The organism is Streptomyces dangxiongensis, from assembly GCF_003675325.1.
Classification (GTDB): Bacteria; Actinomycetota; Actinomycetes; order Streptomycetales; family Streptomycetaceae; genus Streptomyces; species Streptomyces dangxiongensis.
On sequence record NZ_CP033073.1, the window covers coordinates 414903 to 441629 of the forward strand.

21 protein-coding genes and 1 pseudogene are annotated in these 26727 nt (G+C 72.3%); 12 read left to right on the forward strand and 10 right to left on the reverse strand.

All coding sequences use genetic code 11. The annotated features are described in order from the left end of the window. Nucleotides 1-237 precede the first annotated feature (237 nt). Nucleotides 238-1242 carry a Ppx/GppA phosphatase family protein gene (locus tag D9753_RS02220; RefSeq protein ID WP_163010594.1) on the forward strand — a complete coding sequence of 335 codons (1005 nt, stop codon included), beginning with the start codon at nucleotides 238-240 and terminating at the stop codon, nucleotides 1240-1242. Between the two features lie 230 nt (nucleotides 1243-1472). Here the strand turns inward: D9753_RS02220 and D9753_RS02225 are convergent, their stop codons facing one another. Further along, complete coding sequence (locus tag D9753_RS02225) at nucleotides 1473-2570, reverse strand: GNAT family N-acetyltransferase (protein WP_121785474.1); 1098 nt, start codon at nucleotides 2568-2570, stop codon at nucleotides 1473-1475. Between the two features lie 895 nt (nucleotides 2571-3465). Between D9753_RS02225 and D9753_RS02230 the strand changes: the two genes are divergently transcribed. The 4 genes from D9753_RS02230 (at nucleotide 3466) to D9753_RS02245 (ending at nucleotide 8725) form a co-directional block, all read left to right on the forward strand. Next, nucleotides 3466-5637, forward strand: coding sequence for a glycoside hydrolase family 31 protein (locus tag D9753_RS02230; RefSeq protein WP_394346795.1), 2172 nt, complete (start codon nucleotides 3466-3468; stop codon nucleotides 5635-5637). A gap of 120 nt (nucleotides 5638-5757) precedes the next feature. After that, nucleotides 5758-6987, forward strand: coding sequence for a carbohydrate-binding protein (locus tag D9753_RS02235; RefSeq protein ID WP_205614034.1), 1230 nt, complete (start codon nucleotides 5758-5760; stop codon nucleotides 6985-6987). Between the two features lie 142 nt (nucleotides 6988-7129). After that, on the forward strand, nucleotides 7130-7585 hold the full coding sequence (locus D9753_RS02240) for a hypothetical protein (RefSeq protein ID WP_121785475.1): 456 nt from the start codon (nucleotides 7130-7132) through the stop codon (nucleotides 7583-7585). A gap of 159 nt (nucleotides 7586-7744) precedes the next feature. Further along, nucleotides 7745-8725, forward strand: coding sequence for an SMP-30/gluconolactonase/LRE family protein (locus D9753_RS02245; protein WP_121785476.1), 981 nt, complete (start codon nucleotides 7745-7747; stop codon nucleotides 8723-8725). A gap of 271 nt (nucleotides 8726-8996) precedes the next feature. Here the strand turns inward: D9753_RS02245 and D9753_RS02250 are convergent, their stop codons facing one another. Then, the gene (locus D9753_RS02250) at nucleotides 8997-12371 is read right to left on the reverse strand and encodes a pyruvate carboxylase (protein ID WP_121785477.1); all 3375 of its coding nucleotides are present in this window, start codon (nucleotides 12369-12371) and stop codon (nucleotides 8997-8999) included. Nucleotides 12372-12594: 223 nt separating this feature from the next. Beyond that, nucleotides 12595-13596: a hypothetical protein gene (locus tag D9753_RS02255; RefSeq protein WP_240468526.1), complete on the reverse strand. Its 1002-nt coding sequence runs from the start codon at nucleotides 13594-13596 to the stop codon at nucleotides 12595-12597. A gap of 467 nt (nucleotides 13597-14063) precedes the next feature. Between D9753_RS02255 and D9753_RS02260 the strand changes: the two genes are divergently transcribed. The 7 genes and pseudogenes from D9753_RS02260 to D9753_RS36300 all read left to right on the forward strand — a co-directional run bounded on the left by D9753_RS02260 (nucleotide 14064) and on the right by D9753_RS36300 (nucleotide 20546). Then, nucleotides 14064-15839 (forward strand): sensor histidine kinase, encoded by a 1776-nt coding sequence (locus D9753_RS02260; protein WP_121785478.1) that lies wholly within the window; start codon nucleotides 14064-14066, stop codon nucleotides 15837-15839. After that, nucleotides 15836-16244 (forward strand): annotated as a pseudogene (locus tag D9753_RS02265) (roadblock/LC7 domain-containing protein). Before D9753_RS02260 ends, D9753_RS02265 begins: the two are co-directional and overlap by 4 nt. An 11-nt stretch (nucleotides 16245-16255) precedes the next feature. After that, the gene (locus tag D9753_RS02270) at nucleotides 16256-16603 is read left to right on the forward strand and encodes a DUF742 domain-containing protein (RefSeq protein ID WP_121785480.1); all 348 of its coding nucleotides are present in this window, start codon (nucleotides 16256-16258) and stop codon (nucleotides 16601-16603) included. After that, complete coding sequence (locus D9753_RS02275; protein ID WP_394346675.1) at nucleotides 16584-17210, forward strand: GTP-binding protein; 627 nt, start codon at nucleotides 16584-16586, stop codon at nucleotides 17208-17210. Before D9753_RS02270 ends, D9753_RS02275 begins: the two co-directional genes overlap by 20 nt. Further along, a complete protein-coding gene (locus tag D9753_RS02280) occupies nucleotides 17207-18418 on the forward strand; it encodes a cytochrome P450 (RefSeq protein WP_121785482.1) in 1212 nt (403 codons plus the stop codon). Before D9753_RS02275 ends, D9753_RS02280 begins: the two co-directional genes overlap by 4 nt. 124 nt (nucleotides 18419-18542) lie before the next feature. Beyond that, nucleotides 18543-19790 (forward strand): cytochrome P450 family protein, encoded by a 1248-nt coding sequence (locus D9753_RS02285; RefSeq protein ID WP_121785483.1) that lies wholly within the window; start codon nucleotides 18543-18545, stop codon nucleotides 19788-19790. 366 nt (nucleotides 19791-20156) lie between these two features. After that, nucleotides 20157-20546 carry a helix-turn-helix domain-containing protein gene (locus D9753_RS36300; RefSeq protein ID WP_163010595.1) on the forward strand — a complete coding sequence of 130 codons (390 nt, stop codon included), beginning with the start codon at nucleotides 20157-20159 and terminating at the stop codon, nucleotides 20544-20546. A gap of 214 nt (nucleotides 20547-20760) precedes the next feature. Here D9753_RS36300 and D9753_RS36305 read toward each other — a convergent pair whose 3' ends face one another. From D9753_RS36305 to D9753_RS02325, 7 genes are all read right to left on the reverse strand, one after another. Beyond that, nucleotides 20761-20928, reverse strand: coding sequence for a hypothetical protein (locus D9753_RS36305; RefSeq protein ID WP_163010596.1), 168 nt, complete (start codon nucleotides 20926-20928; stop codon nucleotides 20761-20763). A 335-nt stretch (nucleotides 20929-21263) separates the two neighbouring features. Further along, nucleotides 21264-21707, reverse strand: a complete 444-nt coding sequence (locus tag D9753_RS02295) for a glycine-rich domain-containing protein (RefSeq protein WP_121785485.1) — start codon at nucleotides 21705-21707, stop codon at nucleotides 21264-21266. A 784-nt stretch (nucleotides 21708-22491) separates the two neighbouring features. Continuing rightward, nucleotides 22492-22965: a hypothetical protein gene (locus tag D9753_RS02305; protein ID WP_121785487.1), complete on the reverse strand. Its 474-nt coding sequence runs from the start codon at nucleotides 22963-22965 to the stop codon at nucleotides 22492-22494. Then, complete coding sequence (locus D9753_RS02310) at nucleotides 22962-23327, reverse strand: hypothetical protein (protein WP_240468005.1); 366 nt, start codon at nucleotides 23325-23327, stop codon at nucleotides 22962-22964. Before D9753_RS02310 ends, D9753_RS02305 begins: the two co-directional genes overlap by 4 nt. Continuing rightward, a complete protein-coding gene (locus tag D9753_RS02315; RefSeq protein ID WP_121785488.1) occupies nucleotides 23324-23530 on the reverse strand; it encodes a hypothetical protein in 207 nt (68 codons plus the stop codon). The genes D9753_RS02310 and D9753_RS02315 overlap by 4 nt, the downstream gene beginning before the upstream one ends. Nucleotides 23531-23914: 384 nt before the next feature. Beyond that, complete coding sequence (locus D9753_RS02320) at nucleotides 23915-25102, reverse strand: helix-turn-helix domain-containing protein (protein ID WP_163010597.1); 1188 nt, start codon at nucleotides 25100-25102, stop codon at nucleotides 23915-23917. A gap of 99 nt (nucleotides 25103-25201) precedes the next feature. After that, the gene (locus D9753_RS02325; protein ID WP_121785489.1) at nucleotides 25202-25843 is read right to left on the reverse strand and encodes an HAD family hydrolase; all 642 of its coding nucleotides are present in this window, start codon (nucleotides 25841-25843) and stop codon (nucleotides 25202-25204) included. Nucleotides 25844-26727 lie beyond the last annotated feature (884 nt).

Consider the following 26727-nt stretch of genomic DNA (forward strand, 5'->3'; position numbering starts at 1 on the left):
CGCGGCTTAGTTCATGTTTTGATTTAAGTGATGAGTCAAGCCGCCCACAAGCCTTCCGACACCACATCATTCAACTACCGTGCCGCGATCACCACGTCGGACGCCGGTGCGCCCCGCGCTCGCGGCCCGGATCGGACGGCCGCGCGAGCCGTGCCCGACGCACGCGTCGCGGTCCCCGTGCACCGGCACGCCCCCCGTGGCACGGATGACCGGCGGTTGAACGGGTACTCCTCGGCCATGCGGGTGAGCGTGGTGGATGCGGGGTCGAACACGGTGCGGTTGGTGATCGCAGACGTGGAGGGCGGTGTTCCGCTGCCCGTACACACCGTCAAGTGGAAGCTGCGCCTGTGCGAGCACGCCGGCACGGACGGCACCATCGCCGACGAGGCCGTGGACCAGTTGGTGAAGGCGGTGGCCGCGGCGGGCGCCACGGCTCGCAGGTGGCGTGCGGCGGGCCCGCTGGCCTTCGCGACCACGGTGGTGCGCAACGCCCCGAACCGGGCGGACGTCCTGCGACGGGTGGCGTCCGGGACCGGGATCCGCATGTGCACGATGCCGGGTGAGACCGAGGCCGAGCTGACCTTTCTGGCGGCCCGCCGCTGGCTGGGCTGGAAGGCGGGTCCGCTCGCACTGCTCGACATCGGCGGCGGCTCGCTGGAGGTGGCGTTCGGGCGGGGTCGGCTGCCCGACTTCGCCGCGTCCCTGCCGCTCGGCGCGAGCCGGCTGACCCGGGAGCACCTGGTCCAGGATCCGCCGGGACCGGGCGAGCTGAAGGAGCTGCGCCGCCGGATCCGCCACGAACTGCGGGACGTCGCCTCGCGGATCCGCTGGGAGCGGCCACGCACCGCTGCCGTCACCTCCCGTACGTTCCAGCAGCTAGCCCGGTTGTGCGGGGCCGCGCCCGGGCGGTACGGCCCGTTCGTCGAGCGTGAGCTGGCGTGCCGGGATCTGCGCGAGGCGGTGCACGCGCTCGCCTCGCTGCCCGCCGCCGAGCGGGCCCAGCTACCCGGCATCTCCGCGCCGCGCGCCGCGCAGAGCCTGGCCGGGGCGGTCGTCGGGCACACGGCGCTGAAGCTGATGGGCCTGCCCCGGGCCGTCGTCTGCCCCTGGGCGATCCGCGAGGGTGTCCTGCTGCGCTACGTCGAGGACGGCGCGGACTGGTGGACGGACATCACCGACACCACCGACACGACGACCCCGCCCCCGACGACGACCCTGCGCATCGCGACACCGTCCGCGTGACGGTGCGCCGAACGCTTCGGCGCGGCGCGTTCGCATCAACTGACGGGGTGGCGGGCACCCCGCGCGTCACGGGTCCGCCCTCGTGACGCGGTGCCGACGGGCGGTCCCTGCCTCATGTCCGGCCGGTTCCCCTGACCGGTCGGTGGCCGGCGGGCGGCCCGTTCCTCGGTGGTCCGCTCAGCCCTGCCAGGAGTCCCCGTTCCCGGGACGTGCACGGCCGTAGTGGTAATTCAGCGGGTGTGGGTGCGCAATGCGCCGGCCGTTCTCAGCAGGCGGTCGGCCGGTTCGCGGAGCCCGGGGTGGGCCAGTACCGTGTTGCGCAGGCCGCGTACCGGGCGTCGCCACAGGCGCCGGGCCAGTGCGACGGGGTGGGGGCGGGCCGCGAAGCCCTCGCCGACCCGGAGTTCGCGGGTCTTGAGCCAGTCCTTGTACTCCTTGTCGCCGCGCCCCAGGTCCACCAGGGCCACTCCGTGCCGGGCGGCGGCCTCGGCGGTCCGCAGATGCATCATCAGGCCGGGCGAGTACGAGGGGAGTGCGGGGTCGTAGGCGGTGAACCAGGCGGCCAGCACGGTGCCCGACCGGGGTCCGAAGTGGGCCGCGACCGGCCGGTCGCCCGCGTAGAGCACGGACAGCACCCCCGTGAAGTGCTCCTCGCGGACGCGGAACAGGTGGTCCACCAGGCCGACGATCCACGGCCGGGAGAACCGGTCCATGCGGCCGGTCCTCCGGTACTGCGCGGACTTCCACCGCATGAGGGTGCGCAGCGCCTCCGGGTCGCGTTCGTCGAAGACGAACCGGACGTCGCCGACGTCCCGGCCGAGCCGGCGTTCCTTCTTCAGCGTCGTCCTGGCCAGCCCGGGGTACGTCGCGCGCAGCCACTGCGCGTAGGTGCCGTCGCCGGGCTTCACATCGATCACCGGTGAGGCGAAGGTGCCGGTGACATGGGGCTCGAACGGCGTCTGCTCCCGGACGAGATGGTCGAACTCGAAGATGCTGAGCCCGCAGGCCCGCAGCAACTGCCGCACGTTCCAGGTGACTCCGGGCCGGTGCACGAGGGCCTGGCAGTCGGACAGGCCGAGCCCCACGGCCCGGCCGGTGCCCAACGGCCCCCGCTCATAGGGGAAGAAGCCGGCCGGCTCCCCGCTCTCCCGCAGGACCGCCACCCGTACCCCGGGCCGGAACCGGCCGACCCCGGCGGCGAACTCCGGTGCCAGGAAGGGGTTGGCGTACTCGGGTGACTCGTCCATCGCCCGGTGCCAGGCCTCGCGCAGGCCGGGTGTCAGTTCACCGGGTCTGTGGACGGTGATGTCCGCGTCGGTGAGCGCCACGTCAGTTCGCCCGCCCCTCGGCCGGCTCGCCGAGCGGCGTACCGGAGGCGGCACGGGCCGGTGAGGCGTGTGGATGGTGGCTCATGGACCGCATGCGACCCCTCCCCCCGTGACGCGCCGGGCGCGTCCTGCCAGTGTTGCCGGGACCGCGCTCCCCCGCCGCGCGTGCCCCTTCCCCGGCCGGATTCCGAACCGTGGGACATGGCTCGAACCTGGCGAAACAGTACGCAGTCTGTCAAGGGTGCCTCAGGCGACCGAGGTCCGCCACGGAACGCGGCGCGGCACCGCGGTATTGACATGAACCTGGAGCAACGCCGACGCTGCGTGCGTGAAACTGCTCGATCGATGGCATTTCCGAGCGTCTTCGAGCAGCGCCGCGTACGAACTGTCCAGTCCGTGAAGGTGCGAGGGGAGCTGTTCCGCCGTGCGAAGACTCCGACACCGTGTGCCGTGGCCGGCCTGGATACCGCTGGGGCTGGCGACCGCCCTGGCCGGGACCGCGCTGGCCGTTCCGGCCCCCGCCCACGCCACCCCCACCGTGTCCGGCGCGGTGCTCGACGCGGCCCACAGCAGCGTCACCTGGCGAAGCCCGGTCTACGCCAAGGGCACCGGCGCCGGGCCCGAGAACTGCCCCGGCGTCGCCGACGACCCCGACGACAGGGTCTGCGACCGCTTCGACCTGACCGTCTCGGTGCCGGACGGCTACTGGGACGACAACCCCGAGGGCGGTGTCCCGCTGTCGGTCGGCTGGGAGCACCCCTCGGACGACTTCGACCTGTACGTCTACGACGACCACGGCAGGCAGGTGGCGTCCGGCGCGGGCACCGCCGACCCCGAGGCCGCGGTGATCCCGCGGGCGTCGGGGACGTACCAGGTCGTGGTGGTGCCGTACGACGTGCACGACAACTCCTTCACGGGGACCGCCTATCTGCCGGCCACGGCGGACGCCGGTGACCTCACCTCCTTCTCGGGCGGCGACGGCCGCTACACCATCGGGGCCGGGCGGCTCACGGCCCGCGCCGACTTCCTGACGGGCGGCCAACTGCGGCTCCAGGCCGATCCGTCGGGCTCGCTGAGCGATCCGGCCGGCACCGCCATCGTGCGCGGGCAGCCGGCCCGGCAGCGGCACACCTCGTCCTTCGACGCGGGCGACTACTACGGCATCCGGTCCCCGGAGGCGGTGCTGCGCGTGTACAAGAAGCCGCTGCGGTTCGGGCTGTACGAGCCCGACGACCGCACCCGGATCTGGCAGGAGGACAAGCCGCTGCGCTGGTCGACCGGCGGGATGCGGCAGAGCCTGGTCCGCGGCGCGGACGAGCAGTTCTTCGGCGGCGGCGAGCAGAACGGCGGCTTCTCGCACCGCGGGCGGACCATCCACGTCGCGAACGGCTTCGACTGGAACGAGGGCGGCTACAACAACTCCCAGCCGTTCTACCTCTCCAGTGCGGGCTACGGCGTCTTCCGCAACACCTTCGCACCGGGCGTGTACACCTTCGGCTCGCCGGTCACCACGGGCCACCAGGAACGGCGCCTGGACGCCTACTACTTCCTCGGCGACGCCCGGCACGTCATCGGCGAGTACACGTCGTTGGTGGGCAAGCCCTTCATGCCGCCCGTGTACGGCCTGGAACCGGGCGACTCGGACTGCTACCTGCACAACGCCAACCGGGGCGAGCGGCACACCCTGGACGCGCTGAAGACCGCCGACGGGTACACCGCGAACGGGATGCCGCTCGGCTGGATGCTGGTCAACGACGGGTACGGCTGCGGGTACGAGAACCTGGAGCAGACCGGGAAGGGCCTCGGGGACCACCACGCCCAGCTCGGCCTGTGGACCCAGGACGGCATCGGGGCACTCGCCGACCAGGTCAGGGCCGGCCAGCGGGTGGCCAAGCTGGACGTGGCCTGGGTGGGCAACGGTTACCGGTTCGCGCTGGACGCCTGCGACGCCGCGAAGCGGGGGATCGAGGACAACAGCGACGCCCGTGGCTTCGTGTGGCTGCCGGTGTCCTGGGCGGGAGCCCAGCGCTGCGGGGTGCTGTGGAGCGGCGACCAGAAGCTGTCCTGGGACTACATCCGCTGGCAGATCCCGACGTACGCCGGGGCGACCCTGTCCGGCATCGCCTACAACACCGGTGACGTGGGCAGCATCTACCGCCATGACGCCACCATGTACACCCGCGACCTCCAGTGGAAGGCGTTCCTGCCGGCCGTCATGACGATGGACGGCTGGGCCACCGACATCACCACCGGCAAGCCCGCCGATCAGCAGCCCTGGCGCGACGGTGAGCCGTACACCTCCGTCAACCGCAGCTACCTCCAGCTCAAGGAGCGCCTGCTGCCGTACATGTACACGCTGTCCGCCCAGGCGGCGCGGTCGGGTGTGGGCGCGGTGCGCCCGCTGTGGCTGGAGTACCCGGACGACCCCGCCACGCTCGGCGCGCGGGCGGCGTACGAGTTCCTGTCCGGCCCGGACTTCCTCGTCGCGCCGGTCTACGAGAACGCCGACACCCGCGACGGGATCTACCTGCCGAAGGGCACGTGGACGGACTACTGGACCGGCCGCACCTACCGGGGCCCCACCACGGTCGACGGCTACCACGCGCCGCTGGCCACCCTCCCGCTGTTCGTCCGCGAGGGTGCGATCGTGCCCATGTGGCCGAAGGGGACCACGAGTTGGCAGACCCGCGACCGACACGAACTGGACTGGGACCTCTACCCGGCCGCACACGGCACCAGCCACTACACGCTGTACGAGGACGACGGCGTCACCCGTGACTTCGCCGAGGGCGCCGCGGCCACCCAGCGGGTGTCGCTGCGCGAGGGCGCCCGGGGCACCACCGTGACGGTCGGCGCGAGCAGGGGTCAGTACGCGGGCAAGGTGGCCGCCCGGTCGTACCGGTTCACCGTGCACGGCGGCACGGCACCCGCGCGGATCCTGCTGGACGGGCACCGGCTGCCGCGCGGGGCCTGGTCGTACGACGCCGGCAGTCATGTCACGACCGTCACCACGGCGAGGCTGCCGCTCGGCCGCGGGTTCACGGTGCGCCTGGTCGACAACAGGTAAAGAAATCGTATGGTCTAGTCCAAAGAGCAAGTTGGTCTAGTCCAACTTATTGACGTGGCCGCGACCACTCCCAGAGGGTGGGGCTCCCCGTTCCCGGGTCCCCACCCTCTGGAGGCACGCATGAGACGTCTTCGGGCATGTCTGGGCGCGGCGGCAGCCGTCACGCTCGCCGCCGCCGGCAGCACCGCGCTGGTCGCCGGCAGCGCCTCGGGCGCGACGGCCGCACTCAGCAACCGCTGGTACGCCGCCGCCCCCTACCTGATGCCGCTGGACAACGACCCGCCGGACCCGGCCGGCATCATGGACGCCACCGGCCTGAAGGCCTTCCAGCTTGCCTTCATTCTCGCCCCGAACGGCGGTGGTTGCACTCCCACTTGGGGCGGCACGTCGTCCGTCTCCTCGGACACGGCCGTACAGTCGGTGATCAACACCATCCGCGCCAAGGGCGGTGACGTCTCCGTCTCCATCGGCGGGTACGGCGGCACCAAGCTCGGCCAGGCATGCGCGGACGCGGCCTCCACGGCGGCGGCCTACCAGCAGGTCATCACCAAGTACGGCCTGCACGCCATCGACTTCGACCTGGAGGAGCCGGAGTACGAGAACACCGCGGCGATCAAGAACGAGATCGGCGCCGCCAAGATCCTCCAGCAGAACAACCCTGGGCTGTACGTCTCCGTGACCACGGCCGGCACCGCGGACGGCACCGGCTGGTTCGGCAAGCAGATGCTCCTGGAGGCCAAGTCCCAGGGCTTCACCCCGAACAACTTCTCCATCATGCCGTTCGACGGCGGCTTCAACGGGGCGGCGAGCCAGACCGGCGCGCTCACCAACTTCAACTCCATTCTCCAGTCCACCTTCGGCTGGAACCAGGCGACCGCCGCCTACGCCCACGAGGGCTTCTCGGGCATGAACGGCCGCAGCGACACCGGCGAGTACTTCACCCAGGCCGACTTCCAGACCGTGCTGGACTACGCCACGAGCCACAACATGGACCGGTTCACGTTCTGGTCGCTGAACCGCGACCGGCAGTGCTCCCCGGCCGACAACGGTGGCCGTACGTCCGGGACCTGCTCCAGCGTGGCCCAGAACTCCTGGGACTTCGCCAAGTACTCGGTGAAGTTCGCCGGCGCCACCCCGCCGAGCACCACCCCCACCCCGACCCCGACGCCCACACCCACCCCGACCCCCACCCCGACCTCCTGCAAGACCGCCTGGAGCGCGGCGGCGGTCTACACGGCCGGGAACGAGGTCTCGTACAACAAGCACAACTGGAAGGCCAAGTGGTGGACCCAGAACGAGGTGCCCGGCGCCTCGGAGTGGGGCGCCTGGCAGGACGAGGGCGCCTGCTGAGGGCCTGACGTGCCGGACCTCGGGGCGGGGCGTCGGAACGCCACCGGTACCCGCCCCCACCTGCGGGACTGGTGCAAACGGCGGGACGGTCGTAGCGTCTAGTGCACGCCGGTCGGACACAGCACGACGGGTGGGAGCGGCCATGCGCGGATCAGTGATGGGAACGACGGTCACCCTGGCGGCAGGCGTACTGCTGACAGCGGCCGTGACGACGGCCTCGGCGAGTGCGCCGCCCGCGGTCCACCGGTCGGCCGCGCACCCCAAGCCCGTCCTCGTCGACTGCCTGTGGCACCGCACCGTCCGCCCCACCGACTTCATCCTGGCCTGCGGCGACGGCAACAGCCGCCTCACCGGACTGCGCTGGTCGCGATGGAGCGGTCAGGCGGCGACCGCGGCGGGCGTGAACCTGCTCAACGACTGCAAGCCCTACTGCGCCGCCGGCACGTTCCGGCGCTACGCGGTGACCGTGCGGCTGGAGGACCCCCAGCCCTGGAAGAAGGACCCCGGTGTCCGGCACTACACCCGGATGAGCCTGACCTACACCGGCGCCCTCCCGGAGGGCTTCCAGCGGGTCATGACGTACCCGCTCTGGGACTGACACGGCCGGCCGTCACCCGGGCGCGCCGCGTCCGGTGCCGGGAGGTGGGCCGCGTGGGCGACGTCCCGGCCCCGGCTCCCCTCCCCGGCCGCCCGCACCCCCTCATGGTGGTGTGACCCCGCACGCCGGCGCCCCGCGCGCCGACCGAAAAGAGGTCACATGCCCCCGCTCCCCCGCCTGGCCGGTACCGCCACGGCCGTGCTCGCGCTCGGCCTGGTCACCGCGGCGCCCGCACCCGGCACCGACCCGGTCGTCACCGCCGCGCGCGTCGTCGCCCACTTCGACCCGGCCGCCCGGCAGACACCCGAGAACATCGCCCTGGAACCCGACGGCTCCGCCGACCTGACCTTCGCCCTCGCCCGGCAGATCGCCCATGTCACCCCCGACGGGCAGACCCGGATCCTCGCGACCCTGCCCGCCGTGGCGAACCCCGCGACGCCGCTCATGCACAGCGCCGTCGTCACCGGCATCGCGCGCGCCCACGACGGCACGCTGTACGTCAACTACGCCACCGGCACCAGCGCCACCGGCATCTGGCGCCTCTCCCCCACCGGCGGCGCGCCGCAGCGGATCGCGGCGCTGCCGGCGGACGGGCTGCCCAACGGGCTGGCCCTCGACGAGCGCCTGGGCGTGCTGTACGCGGCCGACTCGGTGCGCGGCACGGTCTGGAGCGTCCCGCAGGCCGGCGGAACGGCCACGGAGTGGACGACGGACACGGCGCTCGCCCCGCTCCCCGCGCCGCCCGCCTCGGGCTTCGGCGCCAACGGCATCAAGGTGCAGCGCGGTGCCGTCTGGGTGTCCAACAGCGACCGGGGCACGCTGCTGCGCGTCCCCGTCGGCCCGGACGGCTCCGCCGGCCCGGTCGAGATCCGCGCCACCGGGCTCCAAGACATCGACGACTTCGCCTTCCCCGGGCAGGGCAGGAGCGTGCTCGCCGCGCTGAACGCCGGCAGCAGGGTGCTCCTGGTCCGCCCGGACGGTACCGCGACGACCGTGCTCACCGCACAGGACGGGCTGTCCAACCCGACCGCCGTGGCCGTGCGCGGCCGGACCGTGTATGTGCCGAGCGGCGCGTACGTCACCCGGCGGGACCCCAACCTGCTCCTGGCCCGCCTGCGTCACCTCGTCGACCACCGGTAGCCGACGAGCGGCACACGCCGGTGCCGCTCCGGTGCCGAGCCCGCGGCGCACGGCCGGCCACCGGGCCGGTACGGAGCGGGCCCGGTACCCGGCCGGATACGGAATCCGGCCGGATACCGGGTTCGGTCGGGACGGTACCCGGTCGGACTCGGGGGTACCTGGTCGGACTCGGTACCCGGTCGGACTCGGTGCCCGACGGCGGCCGGGGCCCGGCTGGGCCGTGCGGCGGCGGGGCCGGGCGGTGACCGGCCGGGGCAGCGGGGCGGTGCGGTCAGGTCAGTTCGGCGAGGAGGTCGCCGCCCTCGACCTGCTGGATGCGGTTGATGGCCAGGCGGGACACCCGGCCGGCCTTCGGGGCGGTGATCGTGGCCTCCATCTTCATCGCCTCGATGGTGGCGATCGTGGCACCGGCCGCCACCTCGTCGCCCTCGGTGACCGCGAGGGTCACCACGCCGGCGAAGGGCGCCGCGACATGGCCGGGGTCACCGCGGTCGGCCTTCTCCGTCACCGGGATGTCGGAGGCGGCGGCCCGGTCGCGGACCTGGATGGGCCGGAGCTGGCCGTTGAGCGTGGACATCACGGTCCGCAGACCGCGCTCGTCGGCCTCGCCGACCGCCTGCAGCTCGATCAGCAGCCGGACGCCGGGCTCCAGGTCGACGGCGTACTCCTTGCCCGGGCGCAGGCCGTAGAAGAACGCCTTGCTGTCCAGCACGCTGGTGTCGCCGAAGGTCTGGCGGTGCGTGTCGAACTCACGGGTCGGGCCGGGGAACAGCAGCCGGTTGAGGGTGGCCCGGCGGTCCTTGGCCAGCCCGTCGCGGTCCTCGGCGGACAGCTCGGGGACGGGCTTGGACGCGGCCCGGCCCTGGAGCGCCTTGGTGCGGAACGGCTCCGGCCAGCCGCCGGGCGGGGTGCCCAGCTCGCCGCGGAGGAAGCCGATCACCGAGTCGGGGATGTCGAACCGGTCGGGGGTCGCCTCGAAGGCATCCGGGGAGACGCCGGCGCCGACCAGGTGCAGGGCCAGGTCGCCGACCACCTTGGAGGACGGGGTGACCTTGACCAGCCGGCCGAGGATGCGGTCGGCGGCGGCGTACATCGCCTCGATGTCCTCGAAGCGGTCGCCGAGGCCGAGGGCGACGGCCTGGGTGCGCAGGTTGGAGAGCTGGCCGCCGGGGATCTCGTGGTGGTAGACACGGCCGGTCGGCGAGGCCAGACCCGCCTCGAAGGGGGCGTAGATCTTGCGGACGCCCTCCCAGTACGGCTCCAGGTCGCCGACGGCCTGGAGGTCCAGGCCGGTGGGCCGCTCGGAGTGGTCGGTGGCGGCGACGATCGCGGACAGCGACGGCTGCGAGGTCGTACCGGCCATGGAGGCCACCGCCCCGTCCACCGCGTCGGCGCCCGCCTGGATCGCGGCGAGGTAGGTGGCGAGCTGGCCGCCCGCGGTGTCGTGGGTGTGCAGGTGCACCGGCAGGTCGAACTCCCGGCGCAGCGCCGAGACCAGCTTGGCGGCGGCGGGGGCGCGCAGCAGGCCGGCCATGTCCTTGACGGCGAGGATGTGCGCGCCGGCGTCGACGATCTGCTCGGCGAGGCGCAGGTAGTAGTCGAGGGTGTAGAGCCGCTCGGCCGGGTCGTTGAGGTCCGCGGTGTAGCAGAGGGCGACCTCGGCGATCGCCGTGCCCGTCTCCCGTACGGCCTCGATGGCGGGACGCATCTGGCCGACGTCGTTGAGGGCGTCGAAGATGCGGAAGATGTCGATGCCGGTGGCGGCGGCCTCCTGTACGAAGGCGTCGGTCACCTCGGTCGGGTACGGGGTGTAGCCGACGGTGTTGCGCCCGCGCAGCAGCATCTGGAGGCAGATGTTGGGGACGGCCTCGCGCAGGGCGGCCAGCCGCTCCCAGGGGTCCTCGGCGAGGAAGCGCAGCGCGACGTCGTAGGTGGCGCCGCCCCAGCACTCCAGGGAGAGCAGCTCGGGCAGGGTGCGGGCGACGGCCGGGGCGACGGCGAGGAGGTCCTTCGTTCGCACCCGGGTGGCGAGCAGGGACTGGTGGGCGTCGCGGAAGGTGGTGTCGGTGACGCCGATCGTCGGCGACTGCCGCAGGTGCCGGGCGAAGCCCTCGGGGCCGAGTTCCACCAGGCGCTGCCGCGATCCGGCGGGCGGCTCGCCCGCGGGCAGCGCCGGCAGCTTGGTCAGCGGGTCGAGCACGTCGGGCCGGGCGCCGTGCGGCTTGTTGACGGTGACGTCGGCGAGGTAGGTGAGCAGCTTGGTGCCGCGGTCGGCGGAGGAGCGGGACGTCAGGAGGTGCGGGCGCTCCTCGATGAAGGAGGTGGTGACCCGGCCCGCCCGGAAGTCGGGGTCGTCCAGGACGGCCTGGAGGAAGGGGATGTTGGTGGCCACGCCCCGGATGCGGAACTCGGCGACCGCGCGCCGGGCCCGGCCGATCGCGGCCTGGAAGTCCCGGCCCCGGCAGGTGAGCTTGACCAGCATCGAGTCGAAGTGCGCGCTGATCTCCGTACCGGCGTGGGTGGTGCCGCCGTCGAGCCGGATGCCGGAGCCGCCCGGCGAGCGGTAGGCGCTGATCCGGCCGGTGTCGGGGCGGAAGCCGTTGGCGGGGTCCTCGGTGGTGATGCGGCACTGGAGGGCGGCGCCGCGCAGGGTGACGGTGTCCTGGGCGAGGCCGAGGTCGGCGAGGGTCTCGCCGGCGGCGATCCGGAGCTGGGCCTGGACCAGGTCGACGTCGGTGACCTCCTCGGTCACGGTGTGCTCGACCTGGATGCGCGGGTTCATCTCGATGAAGACGTGGTTGCCGTCGCGGTCGAGGAGGAACTCCACGGTGCCGGCGTTGCGGTAGCCGATCTCGCGGGCGAAGCGTACGGCGTCGGCGCAGATCCGGTCGCGCAGGCCCGGGTCCAGGTTGGGCGCGGGGGCCAGCTCGATGACCTTCTGGTGGCGACGCTGCACCGAGCAGTCCCGCTCGTACAGGTGGATGACCTCGCCCTCGCCGTCGGCGAGGATCTGCACCTCGATGTGGCGCGGGTCGACGACGGCCTTCTCCAGGAACACCGTCGGGTCGCCGAACGCGGAGGCGGCCTCGCGGGAGGCGGCCTCGATGGACTCGCGCAGTTGGGCCGGCTCCGCGACGCGGCGCATGCCGCGTCCGCCGCCGCCCGCGACCGCCTTGACGAAGACGGGGAAGCCGACCTCATCGGCGGCGCGCACCAGTTCGTCCACGTCGGTGGAGGGTGCGGAGGAGCCGAGTACGGGCACTCCGGCGGCGCGGGCGGCGGCGACCGCGCGGGCCTTGTTGCCGGTCAGCTCCAGCGTGGCCGCGTCCGGGCCGACGAACGTGATGCCCGCCTCCTCGCAGGCGCGGGCCAGTTCGGGGTTCTCGGACAGGAAGCCGTATCCCGGGTAGACGGCGTCGGCGCCGGCCCGGCGGGCGGCGGCCACGATCTCCTCCACGGAGAGGTAGGCCCGTACGGGGTGCCCGGGCTCGCCGATCTCGTACGCCTCGTCGGCCTTCAGCCGGTGCAGTGAGTTGCGGTCCTCGTGCGGGAAGACGGCGACGGTGCGCGCGCCCAGTTCGTAGCCCGCCCGGAACGCGCGGATCGCGATCTCTCCACGGTTGGCGACCAGCACCTTGCGGAACATCCTGGATTCCCTTCAGCTGCCTGCCGGCGACGAACACCCTGGTGTCGGCCACGCCTGCCGTATCTCGCGGCCACCCTAGGGGGTGTCCGCGCGGGTCGAGGTGCGAAAACCGTCACATCGACGGGGTGGGCGACGCCACACGGGCGCGCCGCCTCGCCCCGCCGGGGGCGGTCACCACATCACCAGTACAGCAGCCTGCGGCCCGGTACAGCAGCCGCGGGCCCTAGCGATCGAGGAACGGCGCGTGAACCTTCGGCCGGGCGGCTCCGGGGCGGTCGGCGGTGGCGGGCGGGGATACGGGGGCCGGCACGGGGCGGGTCGGCGCGGGGCCGGGTGCGGTATCCGGGCTGGGGCTCGGCGCGGGGACGGAGCCGGGGCGCGGCGCGGGGACGGGGGCCGGGGTGGCGGTGCGGCCGGGAGTCGGGGCGGCGGTGCGGGCGAGAAAGGGGGCGGGGGCCGTCGGGGGCCGGGTGGGCGGGTGAGCGGTTCGCCACGCGGGCGGCCAGGACCGTACGGCGGCGCGCAGCCGCTCGCCGCGGCCGTGCAGGAGCCCCAGGACGATCGCCCCGCCCACCGCGACCAGGTGCTCCCGGCCGGCCAGGTTGGGTACGGCGATGGACTCCCACACCATCGAGCCGCCGGTCATCGTGAACACCACCGGCGCGCGCCGGATCACCGCGAGATAGGTGAACAGGCCCACGACGGCCGCGGACGGCCCGGTGTCGAGGACGTGCCCGGCCTCGGGCGGCAGTCCGAACCCCCACCAGCCCGGCCCCAGCGCGATCATCAGGCGGGCGGTGAGCGTGCCGGCCAGGGTGGTGGCGTAGGCGATCGCGAGGGTCCGGGCCCGGCCGAGGGTCAGTTCGGCCCAGGCGAAGGCGAGGAAGAGCTGGGTGATGCCCGCCCACACCGGCAGATCGAGGGCGGGGACGTACAGCGACACGGGAGTGCGTGCCAGGGACAGCCACAGCGGCAGGTCGGCCTCGACGCCGCCGAGCCACCGCACCCACATCGCCCCGGTGGGGTGCTGGGCGATGTCGTGGAAGAAGACGACACCGAACGCGGCGACGAACGCCAGCAGCAGCCCGGACAGTCCGCGCCGCACGAGCTGCCGCACGGGATCGACGACGATGGCCCGCCACTCGCCCCGCAGCGTGCGCCCGGTGAACCGGGCGAGCCGCACGAGCGGCCGGTGGGGCCGCCCGGCGTGCGGTTCAGTGGTCATGAGGCACGGCAGCCCATCGCCTTCGCTTCCCCCGTCATCTCCATCGCCCCTTTCACCTCGCTCCCGGTGGTCCGGCGGGGCGAGGCGTTTGTCCGTCCTGCGTCCGTTTCAGGCGTCATCGTAAAGGTGTACGGATCTCCCCCGGCCGACCCGCCCCTCCCGTGTACCCCCGTAGCCCCGGGGGTCGGCCTATGACAGTTCAGTGGCGGGGCGGGCGTCAAGAACCGCCGCGGGCGCGACCCGGGCGGGCGGCCGGAACGCATCCGAGTCGTCCCGTTCCCGCTGAACACACGTCTATGACCGTCCAGTTCCCGGAACAGACAAGGAACCTTTCTGTTTCGATCACGAATTCTCGTATAGTGACCGCCAGTTCACCACCGGTGTCACCACGCACCAGCCGCACGCCTCCCGACCGCACGTCTCCCAGCCCCACTGCCCGCATCTGCCGCGAGGACCAGACCGGACCGATGACCGCGCCCAGCCATCCCGGCGAACGACCTTCCCTCCGCACGTTCGTGTCCGCCCTCGCCCTGACGGGAGTGCTGTCGGCGCTCGTGGTCTGCACGGCCGTGGCGGTGGCTCCCGGCTCGGTGCGCACCCCGCTCGCCTGGGGCGCCGGCACGGCGGCGGTCCTGCTCAGCGCGGCGGTGGCCACGGCCGCGCACGCCCTGCGGACCGCGCGGAACGCCCGGCGCAGGCTGGAGAACGCCACCCAGGACATCGGTCGACTGCTCCAGCAGCAGGCCCGCACGACCGAGGAGGCGCGCCAGGAACAGCAGCGCCTCATCGACGAACTCGGCCGGCAGCGGACCGAATTCACGGAGTCGTTCGCGGCCGAACGCGCACGCCGGGAGGAGGAGGCCGCGCGCGAGCTGGACCGGCTCGGGCAGGACAACGCCCGGCTGTCGAAGGAGCTGGACCGGGCCCGCCGGGAGCGGGCCGCCGCGGTCTCCGCGACCTCCAACGCCGCCGCGCGGATGCAGGCGCTCGCCACGGCCACGCTCGCCGACCTGCGGGCGATGGAGGAACGGCACACCGGCGAGGACGTACTCGCCGACCTGCTCCAGCTCGATCACCGTACCGCGCAGGCCGGCCGGCTCGCCGACTCCATCGCCGTCCTCACCGGGGCCCGGTCGGGCCGGCGGTGGGCGCGGCCGATCGGGATGGAGTCCATCCTGCGCGGCGCGATGGGCCGGATCGCCGGGTACCGGCGGGTGCGGGTGCACTCGACCAGCGAGGCCGCCGTCGCCGGGCACGCCGCCGAGGGCGTGATGCACGCCCTCGCCGAACTGCTCGACAACGCTGCGAACTTCTCGCCGCCCAACGCGGAGGTCCATGTCTACGTGGAGGAGGTGCCGGCCGGCGCCATCGTCTCCGTGGAGGACAGCGGGCTGGTGATGGGCGAGGTGCAGCTACGCCGCGCCGAGCGGGCGGTCTCCGGTGACGTCTCGGAGCTGGGCGGTCTGACCGGTACACGGCTGGGGCTTGCCGTGGTCGGCCGGCTGGCCCGCAAACACGGCCTGAAAGTGTCGTTCCGGCCGTCGGCGCGGGGCGGCACGGGCGTGCTGCTGCTCATCCCGCAGGACATCCTCACCGGCCCCGCCCCGGCCGGACCGGCCACACCGGCCGCCCCCGCCGCTCCGACCCCGCGCCCGCAGAACGGCCCGCCTGTGCGGGCACAGGCGCCGGCCGCCGTGGACGCCTCCCCGGTCCACGAGCCCGCCGTACCGCCGCAGGAGGGCCCGGCCGGGCTGCCCAGACGGCGCCGGGGACGTACGCTCGCCGAGGCGGAACGCGCCCGGTCCGCGCACGGCGCCGCCGGAGCCCGCAGCGCACCGGGCGCCGAGGAGGGCAGGACCCGTGCCGCCCGCTTCAGCAGCTTCCGCCAGGCGGTACGGCCGTCCGCACCCGGCACCCACCGTCCCGGCCCCGCCCCGGCCGCCCCCGCGCCCACACCCGCGGACCGGGCCCCCGCACGGGACGGGGGCACCGAGGACCCGCCCCAGGACCACCACACCCCCACCCCCGCACCGGACGACCACACCACCGCGCCGGCCGGCCACGTCCCGTCCCAGGCCCAGGGCCACCACACCGCCGCCCCCGCGCCGGCCGACCCCGCCGCACTCCCGGTCCAGGACCACCACGCCTCCGGCTCCGCGCAGGGCACCGCCGGTCCGGGCTCCCCCACCACCTCCTCCCATCAGCACCAGCACCAGCACCCGGAAGGCGACTCCACCTCATGACCGGCCCGACCACCCGCCGACGACAAGCTCACCTGGCTCCTGGAAGGCCTGCTGGAGAGGACCCCGGGTGCCCGGCACGCGCTCGTGCTGTCCCGGGACGGGCTGAAGCTGTGCCGTACGCCGGAGCTGAGTGTCGACCAGGCCGACCAGCTCGCCGCGATCGCGGCCGGCATCCAGTCGCTGTCGCACGGCGCGTCCGTGGAGTTCGGCGACGGAAGCGGGGGCGTGCGCTCCGCGATGGCGGAGTTCTACGGCGGGGTGCTGTTCATCGTGGAGGCGGGTGCGGGCGCCCATCTGGCCGTGATCTCCGCGGAGGACGCGGACGCCGGGGTCGTCGGCCACAACATGAGCGAACTGGTCGAGCAGCTCGGCGCCTACCTGACCGCTCCGCCCCGTACCTCATGAGCCGTCCGGGCATGAACCGGCCGGGCCGGGACGACGCCCCCGACCGGTTGTACACCCTCACCCAGGGACGCAGCGGAACCGGCTCCGACACCCCCTTCGACCTGGTCACCCTCGTGGTCGCCGAGTCGGAGCCGGTGGCCGGCATGCAGTCGGAGCACGTGGCGATCCTGAAGCTGACCCGGTCCCCCACCTCGGTGGTGGAGATCGCCGCCGAGCTGCGGCTGCCCGTGAGCATCACCCGGGTGCTGTTGTGCGACCTGCTCGCGGCGGGCCGCGTCAGCGCACGTCATCCGCAACGGCCGGCCATAACCGACCCCGACATCCTGGAGCAGGTGCTCGTTGGACTCCGCAACCTCTGACGCCCGCACCCCGTTGGGTGCCTCCGCCGACCAGGGTTTCAAGATCGTGGTCGTGGGCGGTTTCGGCGTCGGCAAGACCACGCTGGTCCGCTCGGTCAGCGAGATCCGTCCCCTCACCACGGAGGAGACGATGACCCAGGCCGGTGAGGCGGTGGACGACATCCGCCAGGTGCGCGGCAAGTCCGCCACCACGGTCGCCTTCGACTTCGGCCGGATCACCCTGGACGCGCGCAACGTGCTGTACCTGTTCGGCGCGCCGGGCCAGGAGCGGTTCTGGTTCCTGTGGGACCGGTTGTTCTCCGGCACACTCGGTGCGGTCGTGCTGGTGGACACCCGCCGCATCGACGACTCCTGGTACGCGATCGACCGGCTGGAGCAGCACGGCACGCCGTTCATCGTGGCCTGCAACGACTTCGGCGGCCCGGTCCACGCCGGCGACGACGTCCGCGAGGCCCTCGACCTGGACCCACGCGTGCCGCTGGTCGACTGCGACGCCCGTTCCCGGGAGTCGGGCAAGCAGGTGCTGATCACCCTGGTGCAGCACGTGAAGAACCGGTACGCCGACCCGTCCGCGTGGACGGGCCTGCCCCGACAGGAGTTCGTGTGACCACCCCCGATGCCGTCCCGCTCAGCGGACCCCGGTTCCAGACCGAACCCGCCCGTCTGTACCGGGAGATGCGGCGCGACCACGGCGCCGTCGTACCGGTGCTGCTCGACGGCGACATACCGGCCTGGCTCGTCCTCGGATACCGGGAACTGCACCAGGTCACCGGTGATCCGGCGCTGTTCAGCCGGGACTCGGACCTGTGGAACCAGTGGGACAACATCCCCGCGGACTGGCCGCTGCTGCCGATGATCGGCCGCAGACAGCCGTCGATCCTCTACACCGTCGGCGAACGGCACCGGCAGCGCGCGGCGATGGTCGGCAACGCCTTGGAGGCGGTCGACCCGTCCGAACTGCGGCAGCACGCCGAGCGGTTCGCGGATGAGCTGATCGACGCGCTGTGCGCCGAGGGCGAGGCCGATCTGGTCGCGCAGTACGCGATGCTGCTGCCGGTGCGGGTCCTGGCCCGGCTGTACGGCTTCCCCGACGAGGACGGCCCCGGGCTGGTCACCGCCCTGAACGACATGATCGACGGGCGGGAGCGGGCCCTGGCGGGGCAGGCCCATCTGGCCTCCTCCATGGGCCGGTTGCTCGCGGACCGCGCGAAGGAGCCCGCCGACGACGTGGTCTCCCGGATGCTCGCCGACGACAGCGGGTTCAGCGGCGACGAGATCATGCAGGACCTGATGGTGATGATGGCGGCCGGCCACCAGCCGACCGCCGACTGGATCGGCAACTCGCTGCGGCTGATGCTCACCGACGACCGGTTCGCCGCCTCGCTGTTCGGCGGGCGGCACAGCGTCGCCGAGGCGATGAACGAGGTGCTGTGGGAGGACACGCCCACACAGAACGTGGCGGGCCGCTGGGCCGCCCGGGACACACACCTCGGCGGCCTGCGGATCCGGGCCGGTGATCTGCTGCTGCTCGGCCTCCAGGGCGCCAACTCCGATCCGCAGGTGCGGACCGACGCCTCCGCGCTGACCGGCGGCAACAACGCGCACTTCTCCTTCGGCCACGGCGAGCACCGCTGCCCGTTCCCCGCGCAGGAGATCGCCGAGGTGATCGCGCGGACCGGCATCGAGGTGGTCCTGGACCGGCTGCCGGACATCGACCTGGCGGTGCCCGCCGAGTCCCTCACCCGTCGGCCCTCGCCCTGGCTGGGAGGCCTGACCAGGCTGCCCGTCCGGTTCACCCCCGTACCCGCCCTGTGATCCTGCGCCGTACCCGCCCTGTGATCCCGCGCCGCCTCGGCCGGCCCGCTGTTCCACGGGGGGTCCGGGGCTCGCCCCGGGGACCGGCGCAGTACCCCGACCCCGCCCTGGGAGGCACGTCACGATGACGACCGGTACCGAAGCATCCCGTATCGCCCTCGACCCCTTCGTCACCGACCTGGACGCCGAGAGCGCGGCGCTGCGCGCGGCCGGCCCGCTCGCCGCCGTCGAACTGCCCGGCGGCGTCCCGGTGTGGGCCGTCACCCGCCACGCCGAGGCGAAGGCGCTGCTCACCGATCCGCGGCTGGTGAAGGACATCAATGTGTGGGGGGCCTGGCAGCGGGGCGAGATCCCCGCGGACTGGCCGCTGATCGGCCTGGCCAACCCGGGCCGTTCCATGCTCACGGTGGACGGCGCCGACCACCGCCGGCTGCGCACGCTGGTCGCGCAGGCGCTCACCCCGCGCCGGGTGGAGCGGATGCGCGGGCGGATCGAGAAGCTGACCCAGGACCTGCTGGACGCGCTGCCCACGGACGGCTCGACCGTCGACCTGAAGGCGGCGTTCGCCTACCCGCTGCCCATGTACGTCATCGCCGACCTCATGGGCATCGAGGAGGCGCGGCTGCCCCGGCTGAAAGTGCTGTTCGAGAGGTTCTTCTCCACGCAGACCCCGCCGCACGAGGTCGTGGCGACCCTCACCGAGCTGGCGGGAATCATGACGGAGGCGGTGGCGGCGAAGCGGGCCGAGCCGGGCGACGACCTGACCAGCGCGCTGATCCTCGCCTCTCAGGACGGCGACCGCCTCACCGACGAGGAGATCGTCTCCACGCTGCAGTTGATGGTGGCGGCGGGCCACGAGACGACCATCTCGCTGATCGTCAACGCCGTCGTCGGCCTGTCCACCCACCCCGACCAGCGGGACCTGGTGCTGTCCGGCCGGGCCGACTGGCCGGCGGTGATCGAGGAGACCCTGCGCCACGCGACCCCGACCTCCCACGTCCTGATCCGGTTCGCCACCGAGGACGTCCCGGTCGGCGACCGGGTGATCCCGGCCGGGGACGCGCTCATCGTGTCGTACGGCGCGATCGGCCGCGACGAGCAGGCCCACGGCCCGACCGCCGGGGAGTTCGACATCACCCGCGAGCCGTCGACCCGTCACATCTCCTTCGGGCACGGTCCGCACGTGTGCCCGGGCGCCGCGCTGTCCCGCCTGGAGGCGGGGGTCGCCCTGCCCGCCCTGTACGCCCGCTTCCCCGGCCTGGACCTGGCGGTGCCCGCCACTGAACTGCGCAACAAGCCGGTCGTCACGCAGAACGACCTGTTCGAGCTGCCCGTGCGGCTCCGTCCGCAGCCCGGCGCGGAGCGGGCTTGACTTCGAGCGCGCTCCAGCTCGTAACGTCGCGGACACCCGGTACGGGAGAGCAGCTCACCCGGCGTCCCGTACGGGATGCCGGGTGCCGTAATCCGTCGCTAGATGGAGGAAGGCCCTCGTGCCGTGCGGAAACGACCATCGAGTGTGCAGGAAGGGATCTCCCATGCAGAGGCGCAGGCTAGGGGACCTCCAGGTATCGGCCATCGGGATGAAATACAAAACACCACTAGAACTGGGATGACAGCTCACGTCGGCCCGCCGAACGCGCGAAAGCCCCGCCGCGCGGGAAGGCTTCCGGACCTGCGCGCGCGGCGGGGCTGGTGGAACAGTAGCAGTTTGCTACCGGAACCCAGGATTCGGAAGGGTGTGGCTGGCATATTCACCGGCCGCGCCGAACACACCCCGGGTGAACCGTCCCGGCGGGGGCGCATCGCCCATCCTGTGCCCGCCCCGCCATGGCCTTCCGGGACCACCGCGGGGCGGACAACAGAGCCACCCGGCCTCTCTGACGAACCGTCAGTAAAAGCATCTGGGCTGACGCTGACATATGACCATGAGCAGCGCCGCGAGCTGGGCGAACGCATCGGCGACCGACGAGCCGCCGCCCACCACACGCAGGAATCCCTCTGTGAAGCCACCGGCCTGAGCCGCAGCCACCTCCAGCGCATCGAGTCGGGTGAAACCGACGCCCGATACAGCGACCTGCTGAAGATCGCCGCGACTCTCGGCACGCCGGTCTCCGATCTCACGCGCTGACCTGAGCAACAGAAGGCCCCGCCCATCCGCCACGAGGGGAGCAGACGAGCGGGGCCGCTCTGGCGCTGCCCGGCTCTTTACCGGGCAGCAATGCACCGCAGCGCGGGTAACCTGGCTGCGACTACGATCGGCGTCATGTTCCCCTCCTTTCCATGGGTCGGGAGCCCGGCGTCTCGACCACTTGACCTTCGCGAGAGTGAGAGTGGTCGGGGCGTCAGTCCGCGTAGTGGGGATAGGCGGTCGGCTTCGGCGCGATCTGTTCGTCGGTGAGCACCGGCACAGCGAAGTTCCCGGTCACCAGCACGTTCTGGTTGCACCAGGTGCCGATGTCCACCTGCCAGCCTCCGGCCTCCATCTCCCAGTCGGCTTCGGGGAGCTTCACGACGACGTCGCTGCCGCAGATGAACGAGCGGTTGGCCTGCGTGACGATCCACCGAGCCTTCTCCGCCTCGGTGTCCCTTTCGCGGCAGCACCGGTCGGCGATCTGCCCACAGCCTGCGCCACGAGACGCCCGGCGTGAGCGGGCCGACGAAGGCGAGCTGCTGGCCGTCTACGAGCCTGCTCGCGTAGGCGAAGACGGGCCCGAACATGCTGAAGACGGTCACCCGGCCGCGGCCCTTGGCAGCTTCAGCGGTCGCCATGAAAACTCCCAATTTGTACTTACAAGCCCGGATCGTGGGGCCGGACTCTAGCGGCTGCCACTGACAGTGGCCGGCATCAGCAGCAGGGACCGTCGCCGCAGCAGGTCGGCGGGTTGCACTCGGCTGCGGTCCCCCACAGCCGGTCGTCGACCTCGAACCCCTGCGCGCGGATCTTGTCGACCGTGTTGGTCATCAGGCCGCGGGTGCGCGTCTTGCTGTTGGGCCGGTGGTGCAGGAAGTAGCCGAACTGCTCCATGCACCAGGTGGCGTACTCCTCGGTGTGGAGCATGAAGGTGTGCCAGCCGGGGTCGACCGCCGCCGACGGCGCCATGGTGTCGCCGGACCGGGTGACGCCCATCGTGTAGCACATGGCGATGGCCTGGTCCTGGATGCGTGCGGCGACGCCGCGCTCCAGTCCGTACTCCTGCGCGCAGAAGTCGGTCAGCCGCTCGAACAGCGCAGGCGTCACGAGGTCCTGGCCGCACCGCAGAGCGACCGGCCTCTCAGGAGCCACTGTCATTCCGAAGTTCCTCTCTGTCCTTGGGTGTTTCTCTTAGGGCCCGGCCCCTCGTCTCTGGACGGATCAGGGGCCGGAGTTCTTGGGGCACGCCATCGGCTACAGCAGCCTGGCAACGCCTTTCGGCAGAAACAGGTCGCGGGCCCGGTGTTCCGCCCAGGCATCCGCGTCGTCCTGGCGACGGGCGTAGCTGGGGCACTGGTCGCAGCCGCGGGTATGCGGCGGGGGGGACATCGTCCGGGTGGGCTTCGACGATGTGCCTGGCCACCATGAGCTGTGCGTCAACGAAGCCCGCGTCCCGCTTGATCTGCTTGGCAAGGCTGACCAGCAGTGCCGTGCACTCGCCGCACCCGAACATGAAGGGTGGCGGGACGGGCAGTGCCCTGTCGTCGGTAGCGTCCATCGTCCTGTTCTCCTTGAGGTGCCCGCCCCGCCGGGGGCTTCCGGACCCTGCGACGGGGCGGGCGTCACCCGCCGTGCCGCGGCTTCCGATTCCGCGATACGACGGGGGCTTGTGCGGTGCGGCCCTGACCCGGAGCGGCCGCCATGGGGGTGCGTCAGCGCGGGGCGTCCTTGCGAGCACCAAGGCGAGGATCGGGTCCATGGCCGGCGTGTCGGCCCGCCGGGCACGGGAGTTAGCTGACCTCGTCCTGAAAGTCGAGGCCGGTGCCTCCACGGCCGTGAGTGGCGGTCAGTGGCTGCGCTGGAATCCGGTCCTTGGACCAGGCGGTGATGAACGGGACGGGGGTGCCATCCCAGTACTGCACGGGGCGGATGCCGGTGCCGGTCACCGGGCGGCCCACCGGCCGCTCGCGCACCCAGCATGGGCGTACCCCAGGTACAGCCGGGCGTCACCCTCCCACCGCACAGGGACCACCAGGTCGACGGCCGACGGCGCCTTGACGCAGACGATGCAGACCGGGGCATCCCTGTCGGCCGGGCCGATGGTCAGCTCGTGCAGGACGCGCCGGCCGTGTCCGACGTAGCAGACCTGCCGCTGCTGGCAGGCGGTGCACGTCTGGACGTGCAGGTGCCAGTCGTACCAGCTGACGTACCAGGCGAGCCGGGCGGTGTAGCAGCCCGCGCATCCCCGCCGTGGGATCTCGGTCGGCTCCAGCTGCACGTCCGTGCTGCCGACCGGCGTCGAGCACCAGACGCAGGCCTCGCCGGTGAGGGCCGTCGCCGGCAGCTGCTGCGGCACGTCGTACCAGCTCATGAGCCGGTGCAGGCGTGCCAGTTCCTCGGCGATCTGCACGGTCATCGGCGTAGCTCCAGCAGGAGGTCATGCAGGGCATGGCGTGTCTCACACAGCGCGGTGCCGTCCACGCACTGCTCGCATTGACCGGGATGGGAGTTACGCGCGGCCCGTACGGCGCTGCGCGTGCAGCGCAGGCAGGCGCGGGGGAACCAGTGGGCGTCGTTGGTCACGCGCTCGCCGAGGTCGATGGCCGTTGCGGTGGTGAGCGGCTCTCCGCCCCAGATGCACTGCGCGCCGCGCGCCCGGGCGTCGGACAGCAGGTCCAGGGGCGGCAGGGGGATGTGCGCCAGGAGGGCCACGGTGTCGTGCCTAGTCGCGATGGCGACCGGGGTCGTGTCGCTGCTCGGCCTCAGCGAGGCGTTCACGGGCGCACCGCCTGTCCGGACCGGTGCCGCGGGCACGAGCACGGCGGGTACGCGGTGCTCAGGGGCAGCGGCTGGTTCCCGGGCGTCACGGTGACCGTGCCACGGTCCTGGGTGATCGTTCCGTAGCGGTCCACGGCGTAGACGCGCATCGTCATGTTCTGGCCCCGTGTGCGGGCCTGGGGTCGGGCGGTACCGTTCATCATGTCGGCGCTCCCTCGCTGGTTCGAGCGTTGGCCATGCCCGGGGCCGTTCGCGCGGTCGCCGGGTCCTCTTTGGCAGTTCCCGAGGGCGGGCGCCTCTGCGTCGTCACGGGTCGGCAGCCGCATGAGCGGACCTGCCAGACGCGGTTGGCGCCGAGGACAACTACTTCACCCGCCGCGCGCAGGGGCCGGTTCACAGCTCCGCAGTCGAAGCACGCCTCGCCGTGAAGGCGAACGACGCTCACCCGGTGGTCGACGACCGCGGGAGTGAGCGAACGTGCTTCCTGCATCCCGTTCCCATCTGTGGGTTCTGCGCGTGTCACAGATGGTGGGGGTGAGGGAGCGCCACAAGTACCCCGGCTAGGGGTACTTGGGAACGCGTGCTACTCAGGTGGCAGAGCACCACTCAGCGAAGGACGTGAGAGTTTCAGAGTCGGCGCGGCGCAGTCGCCGCAACCTGGAGGCATCTTCCCGGACCCACGGGTGGTCACGGGTGTGCTGGGGTGCGATCTTCCGGGCGACCTTCAGCGACTCGAACGCGCCGTCGGGCATGCCCGCCCAGAGCTGGGCGCGGGCCAGCTCGATGTAGAAACCGGACCGACGCTCAGCTGGCAGGCTCGCCGGCGGCTTCCACTCGTGAGACACGTCCAGCGCCGTGCCGACGTAATCACCCCCAAGGCTGACGGCCACGGACACCTGGTGGATCCGGACGGAGTCGGGGCCGAACGCGGTGCCGTTGTAGACGTCCTCCTTGACGGCTCTGGCGAGTTGCTCAGCTTCCCCGAGGTGCTCGGTGGCCGCGTCGGCGTCCTTGGCTCGGCCAGCGATGACAGCGGCCCTCATGTGAAGCGAACCGCGAGCTGCGCGCGCTGCTGCCGTCGACGGTGCGGGCGCAGCGTCGATGGCCTGTCGGAGAGCACGCAGGCCAGCAGCGTGGGCGCGCGCCGCGAAGAAGGTTTCGGTACGTACGTAGGCCACCGATGCCACCAGCAGTGGCTCGGCCGCCTCGGCCGCCGCCCACCGCATCAGCTCAACCAGCCGGGCGGACAGGTCGTGTGCACCAAGCTTGTAGGCAGCCGCATCCGCGGAGCGGTAGGCGCTCACCAGGAGTTGCGCCAGCTCAGCACGCTCGGCCTCCGGCGCAGTGTGGAAGGCACGGGTTAACTCGGCGAGCATGTTCGGGAGGTCACGGACGATGCGCGTGTACTGGGAGCCGAGCCTCCACTGCACAGCTGTGTCGACTGCGGAACGTAGATCGACGATCGGCCGCACCGGCCCGTCTTCGGGGCAGTCGTAGGCGGCGATGGCCGCCGAGAGGGCCGGGAGGGCGTCCCGCGCCTGCGAGTGAGCGGGGCCTCGGTCGTGGCGCAGTCGGGCCGGATCAACTCCGAGAGCATCGGCGATCGCTTGAAGGGTGTCGTCCGTGACACCCCTCTCGCCCCGTTCGATCTTGCGAATCGTGCCCAGGGCGACGCAGGCGGCATTGGCCAGTTCCTGCTGTGTCATCTTGGGACGGACGACGCTTCGGTAGTAGGCGATCCGCCGGCCTACTCCCCCGTCGGTAATTGCGGGCATACTGTCTCCGTTCGGGCATCCACTCCGAACGGTACCCGCGTCAGACGCCGCGCGTACGCGAAGCGTCCCCGCCAACACGGCGGGGACGCTTCGCTGTTGTCAACCACCCACGATGTCCACCAGCTCCATGAGGCTGCTGATGCGCCAGTCGGCCGTCGCGATGGTCTCCGGGTCGTCAGCCCACAGATGTCCCCACGGGCCGCGCCGCAGATGGGCCGTCCGCAGGCCGGCTGCCCGCGCCGGGTGAACGTCGTTGGCAGGATGGTCACCCACGTACACGATTCGCTCCGCTGAGGCCTGCGCGACCTCGATGACCCGCCGGAAGAACTCCGGCTGCGGCTTGGCAACTCCCCACTCCGCCGACGTGGCGATGACGTCTGCGGGCAGGTCGAGCCCACGCAGCAACTGCCCCACGCGAACCGTCTGGTTACCCGCGATGACAACCCGGACGCCGCCCTGGCGGAGCGCGGCGAGGGCCGGTCGTACGTCCTCATAGAGATCCGCCTCGTCGAGGTGCTCGCCCTGGCCGGCTGACTCCCGGGCCCGGTACTCCGCCTCGATATCGATCCCGGGCCGCACAAGCCGGAGCGCCTCCGCATTGTCCAGGCCGCGCGCCACGACCGCGCCCACGAGCGCTGACAGGGTGTGGCGGGGGACCTCAAGCCAGCTAGCCCAAGATCCCCAGTACCGGTCGTCGCGAGCGATCGTCTCTCCGACGTCGAAAACGATGGTCTCAATCACGCGGCGAAGCCTACGGACACCGCGGCGCCGGCGTGGCACCCGCCTATTGAGGGGGCGGCGGGCGCCACGCATCGGTCCTCCGCCTGGGAGCAAGGGGCGGCACGCCACCGCCCCCGGGAGGGCCGGATGGGGAGGACTCCGGTGAGGCGGTGGGTGACCACAATGCGCCAACCTGGCCGGAATATACAAGACTCCGGACATGCGAAAGATCCCGCCGCCCGAAGGCGACGGGAGGTCTTGTAACTGTTCAGGCGTACTGGCGGCCTTGCGGGTCGAGTCCGAGGGCCTGCGGGGCCGTCGGTGAGCCGCTGTCGCTGGGCTGCGGTGTGTCATCCTTCCGGCAGACCAGGGCATCCGGGTCGTCCGGTGGCGTCTGGAGGCTGTACCCGTCGGGGCAGGACTGCCCGTCCCGGCCGTCCTTGCCGTCCGTCCCGTCTTTCCCTGCCGGCCCTGCGGGTCCCGGTGGCCCTGACGGCCCGGGTGGTCCAGGCGGCCCGGTGGGCCGGCAGCACCGGCGGCGCCCGTCACGGAGGCGCCGGGCGCTCCAGGCGCGCCGTCCTTGCCGTCGCTGCCGTTCTTGCCGTCCCGGCCGTGCGGCCCGTCCTTGCCGTCCTCCCCTGGCGAGCCTGACGATCCCGGTGGTCCGGGCGGGCCGCTGGGACCGACGACGCTCTTGCCGGGCTCGCCGCGGCTGCCCGGCGGCCCTGCCACAGGGGATGCTCCGAGCCGCTCGACCTGCGCCGCCAGCGCGTCCCGGGCGTGGTTCGCAGTCCTCAGCTCCTGGTGCAGCCCGATGAACTGGATGACCAGCAGGGCCAGGCCTGCGAACAGGACGACGGCCATCCCGGCGATGACGGCCTCGGCCCGCGGCAGCGACAGCCGCC

Coding starts and splice junctions, on each gene's coding strand:
- D9753_RS02270 (WP_121785480.1), top strand. CDS start 16,256: ATGAACCGGCCGGGCCGGGACGACGCCCCCGACCGGTTGTACACCCTC.
- D9753_RS02295 (WP_121785485.1), bottom strand. CDS start 21,707: ATGACAGTGGCTCCTGAGAGGCCGGTCGCTCTGCGGTGCGGCCAGGAC.
- D9753_RS02260 (WP_121785478.1), top strand. CDS start 14,064: ATGACCGCGCCCAGCCATCCCGGCGAACGACCTTCCCTCCGCACGTTC.
- D9753_RS02305 (WP_121785487.1), bottom strand. CDS start 22,965: ATGACCGTGCAGATCGCCGAGGAACTGGCACGCCTGCACCGGCTCATG.
- D9753_RS02255 (WP_240468526.1), bottom strand. CDS start 13,596: ATGACCACTGAACCGCACGCCGGGCGGCCCCACCGGCCGCTCGTGCGG.
- D9753_RS02320 (WP_163010597.1), bottom strand. CDS start 25,102: ATGCCCGCAATTACCGACGGGGGAGTAGGCCGGCGGATCGCCTACTAC.
- D9753_RS02250 (WP_121785477.1), bottom strand. CDS start 12,371: ATGTTCCGCAAGGTGCTGGTCGCCAACCGTGGAGAGATCGCGATCCGC.
- D9753_RS02220 (WP_163010594.1), top strand. CDS start 238: ATGCGGGTGAGCGTGGTGGATGCGGGGTCGAACACGGTGCGGTTGGTG.
- D9753_RS02245 (WP_121785476.1), top strand. CDS start 7,745: ATGCCCCCGCTCCCCCGCCTGGCCGGTACCGCCACGGCCGTGCTCGCG.
- D9753_RS02315 (WP_121785488.1), bottom strand. CDS start 23,530: ATGATGAACGGTACCGCCCGACCCCAGGCCCGCACACGGGGCCAGAAC.
- D9753_RS02235 (WP_205614034.1), top strand. CDS start 5,758: ATGAGACGTCTTCGGGCATGTCTGGGCGCGGCGGCAGCCGTCACGCTC.
- D9753_RS02240 (WP_121785475.1), top strand. CDS start 7,130: ATGCGCGGATCAGTGATGGGAACGACGGTCACCCTGGCGGCAGGCGTA.
- D9753_RS02285 (WP_121785483.1), top strand. CDS start 18,543: ATGACGACCGGTACCGAAGCATCCCGTATCGCCCTCGACCCCTTCGTC.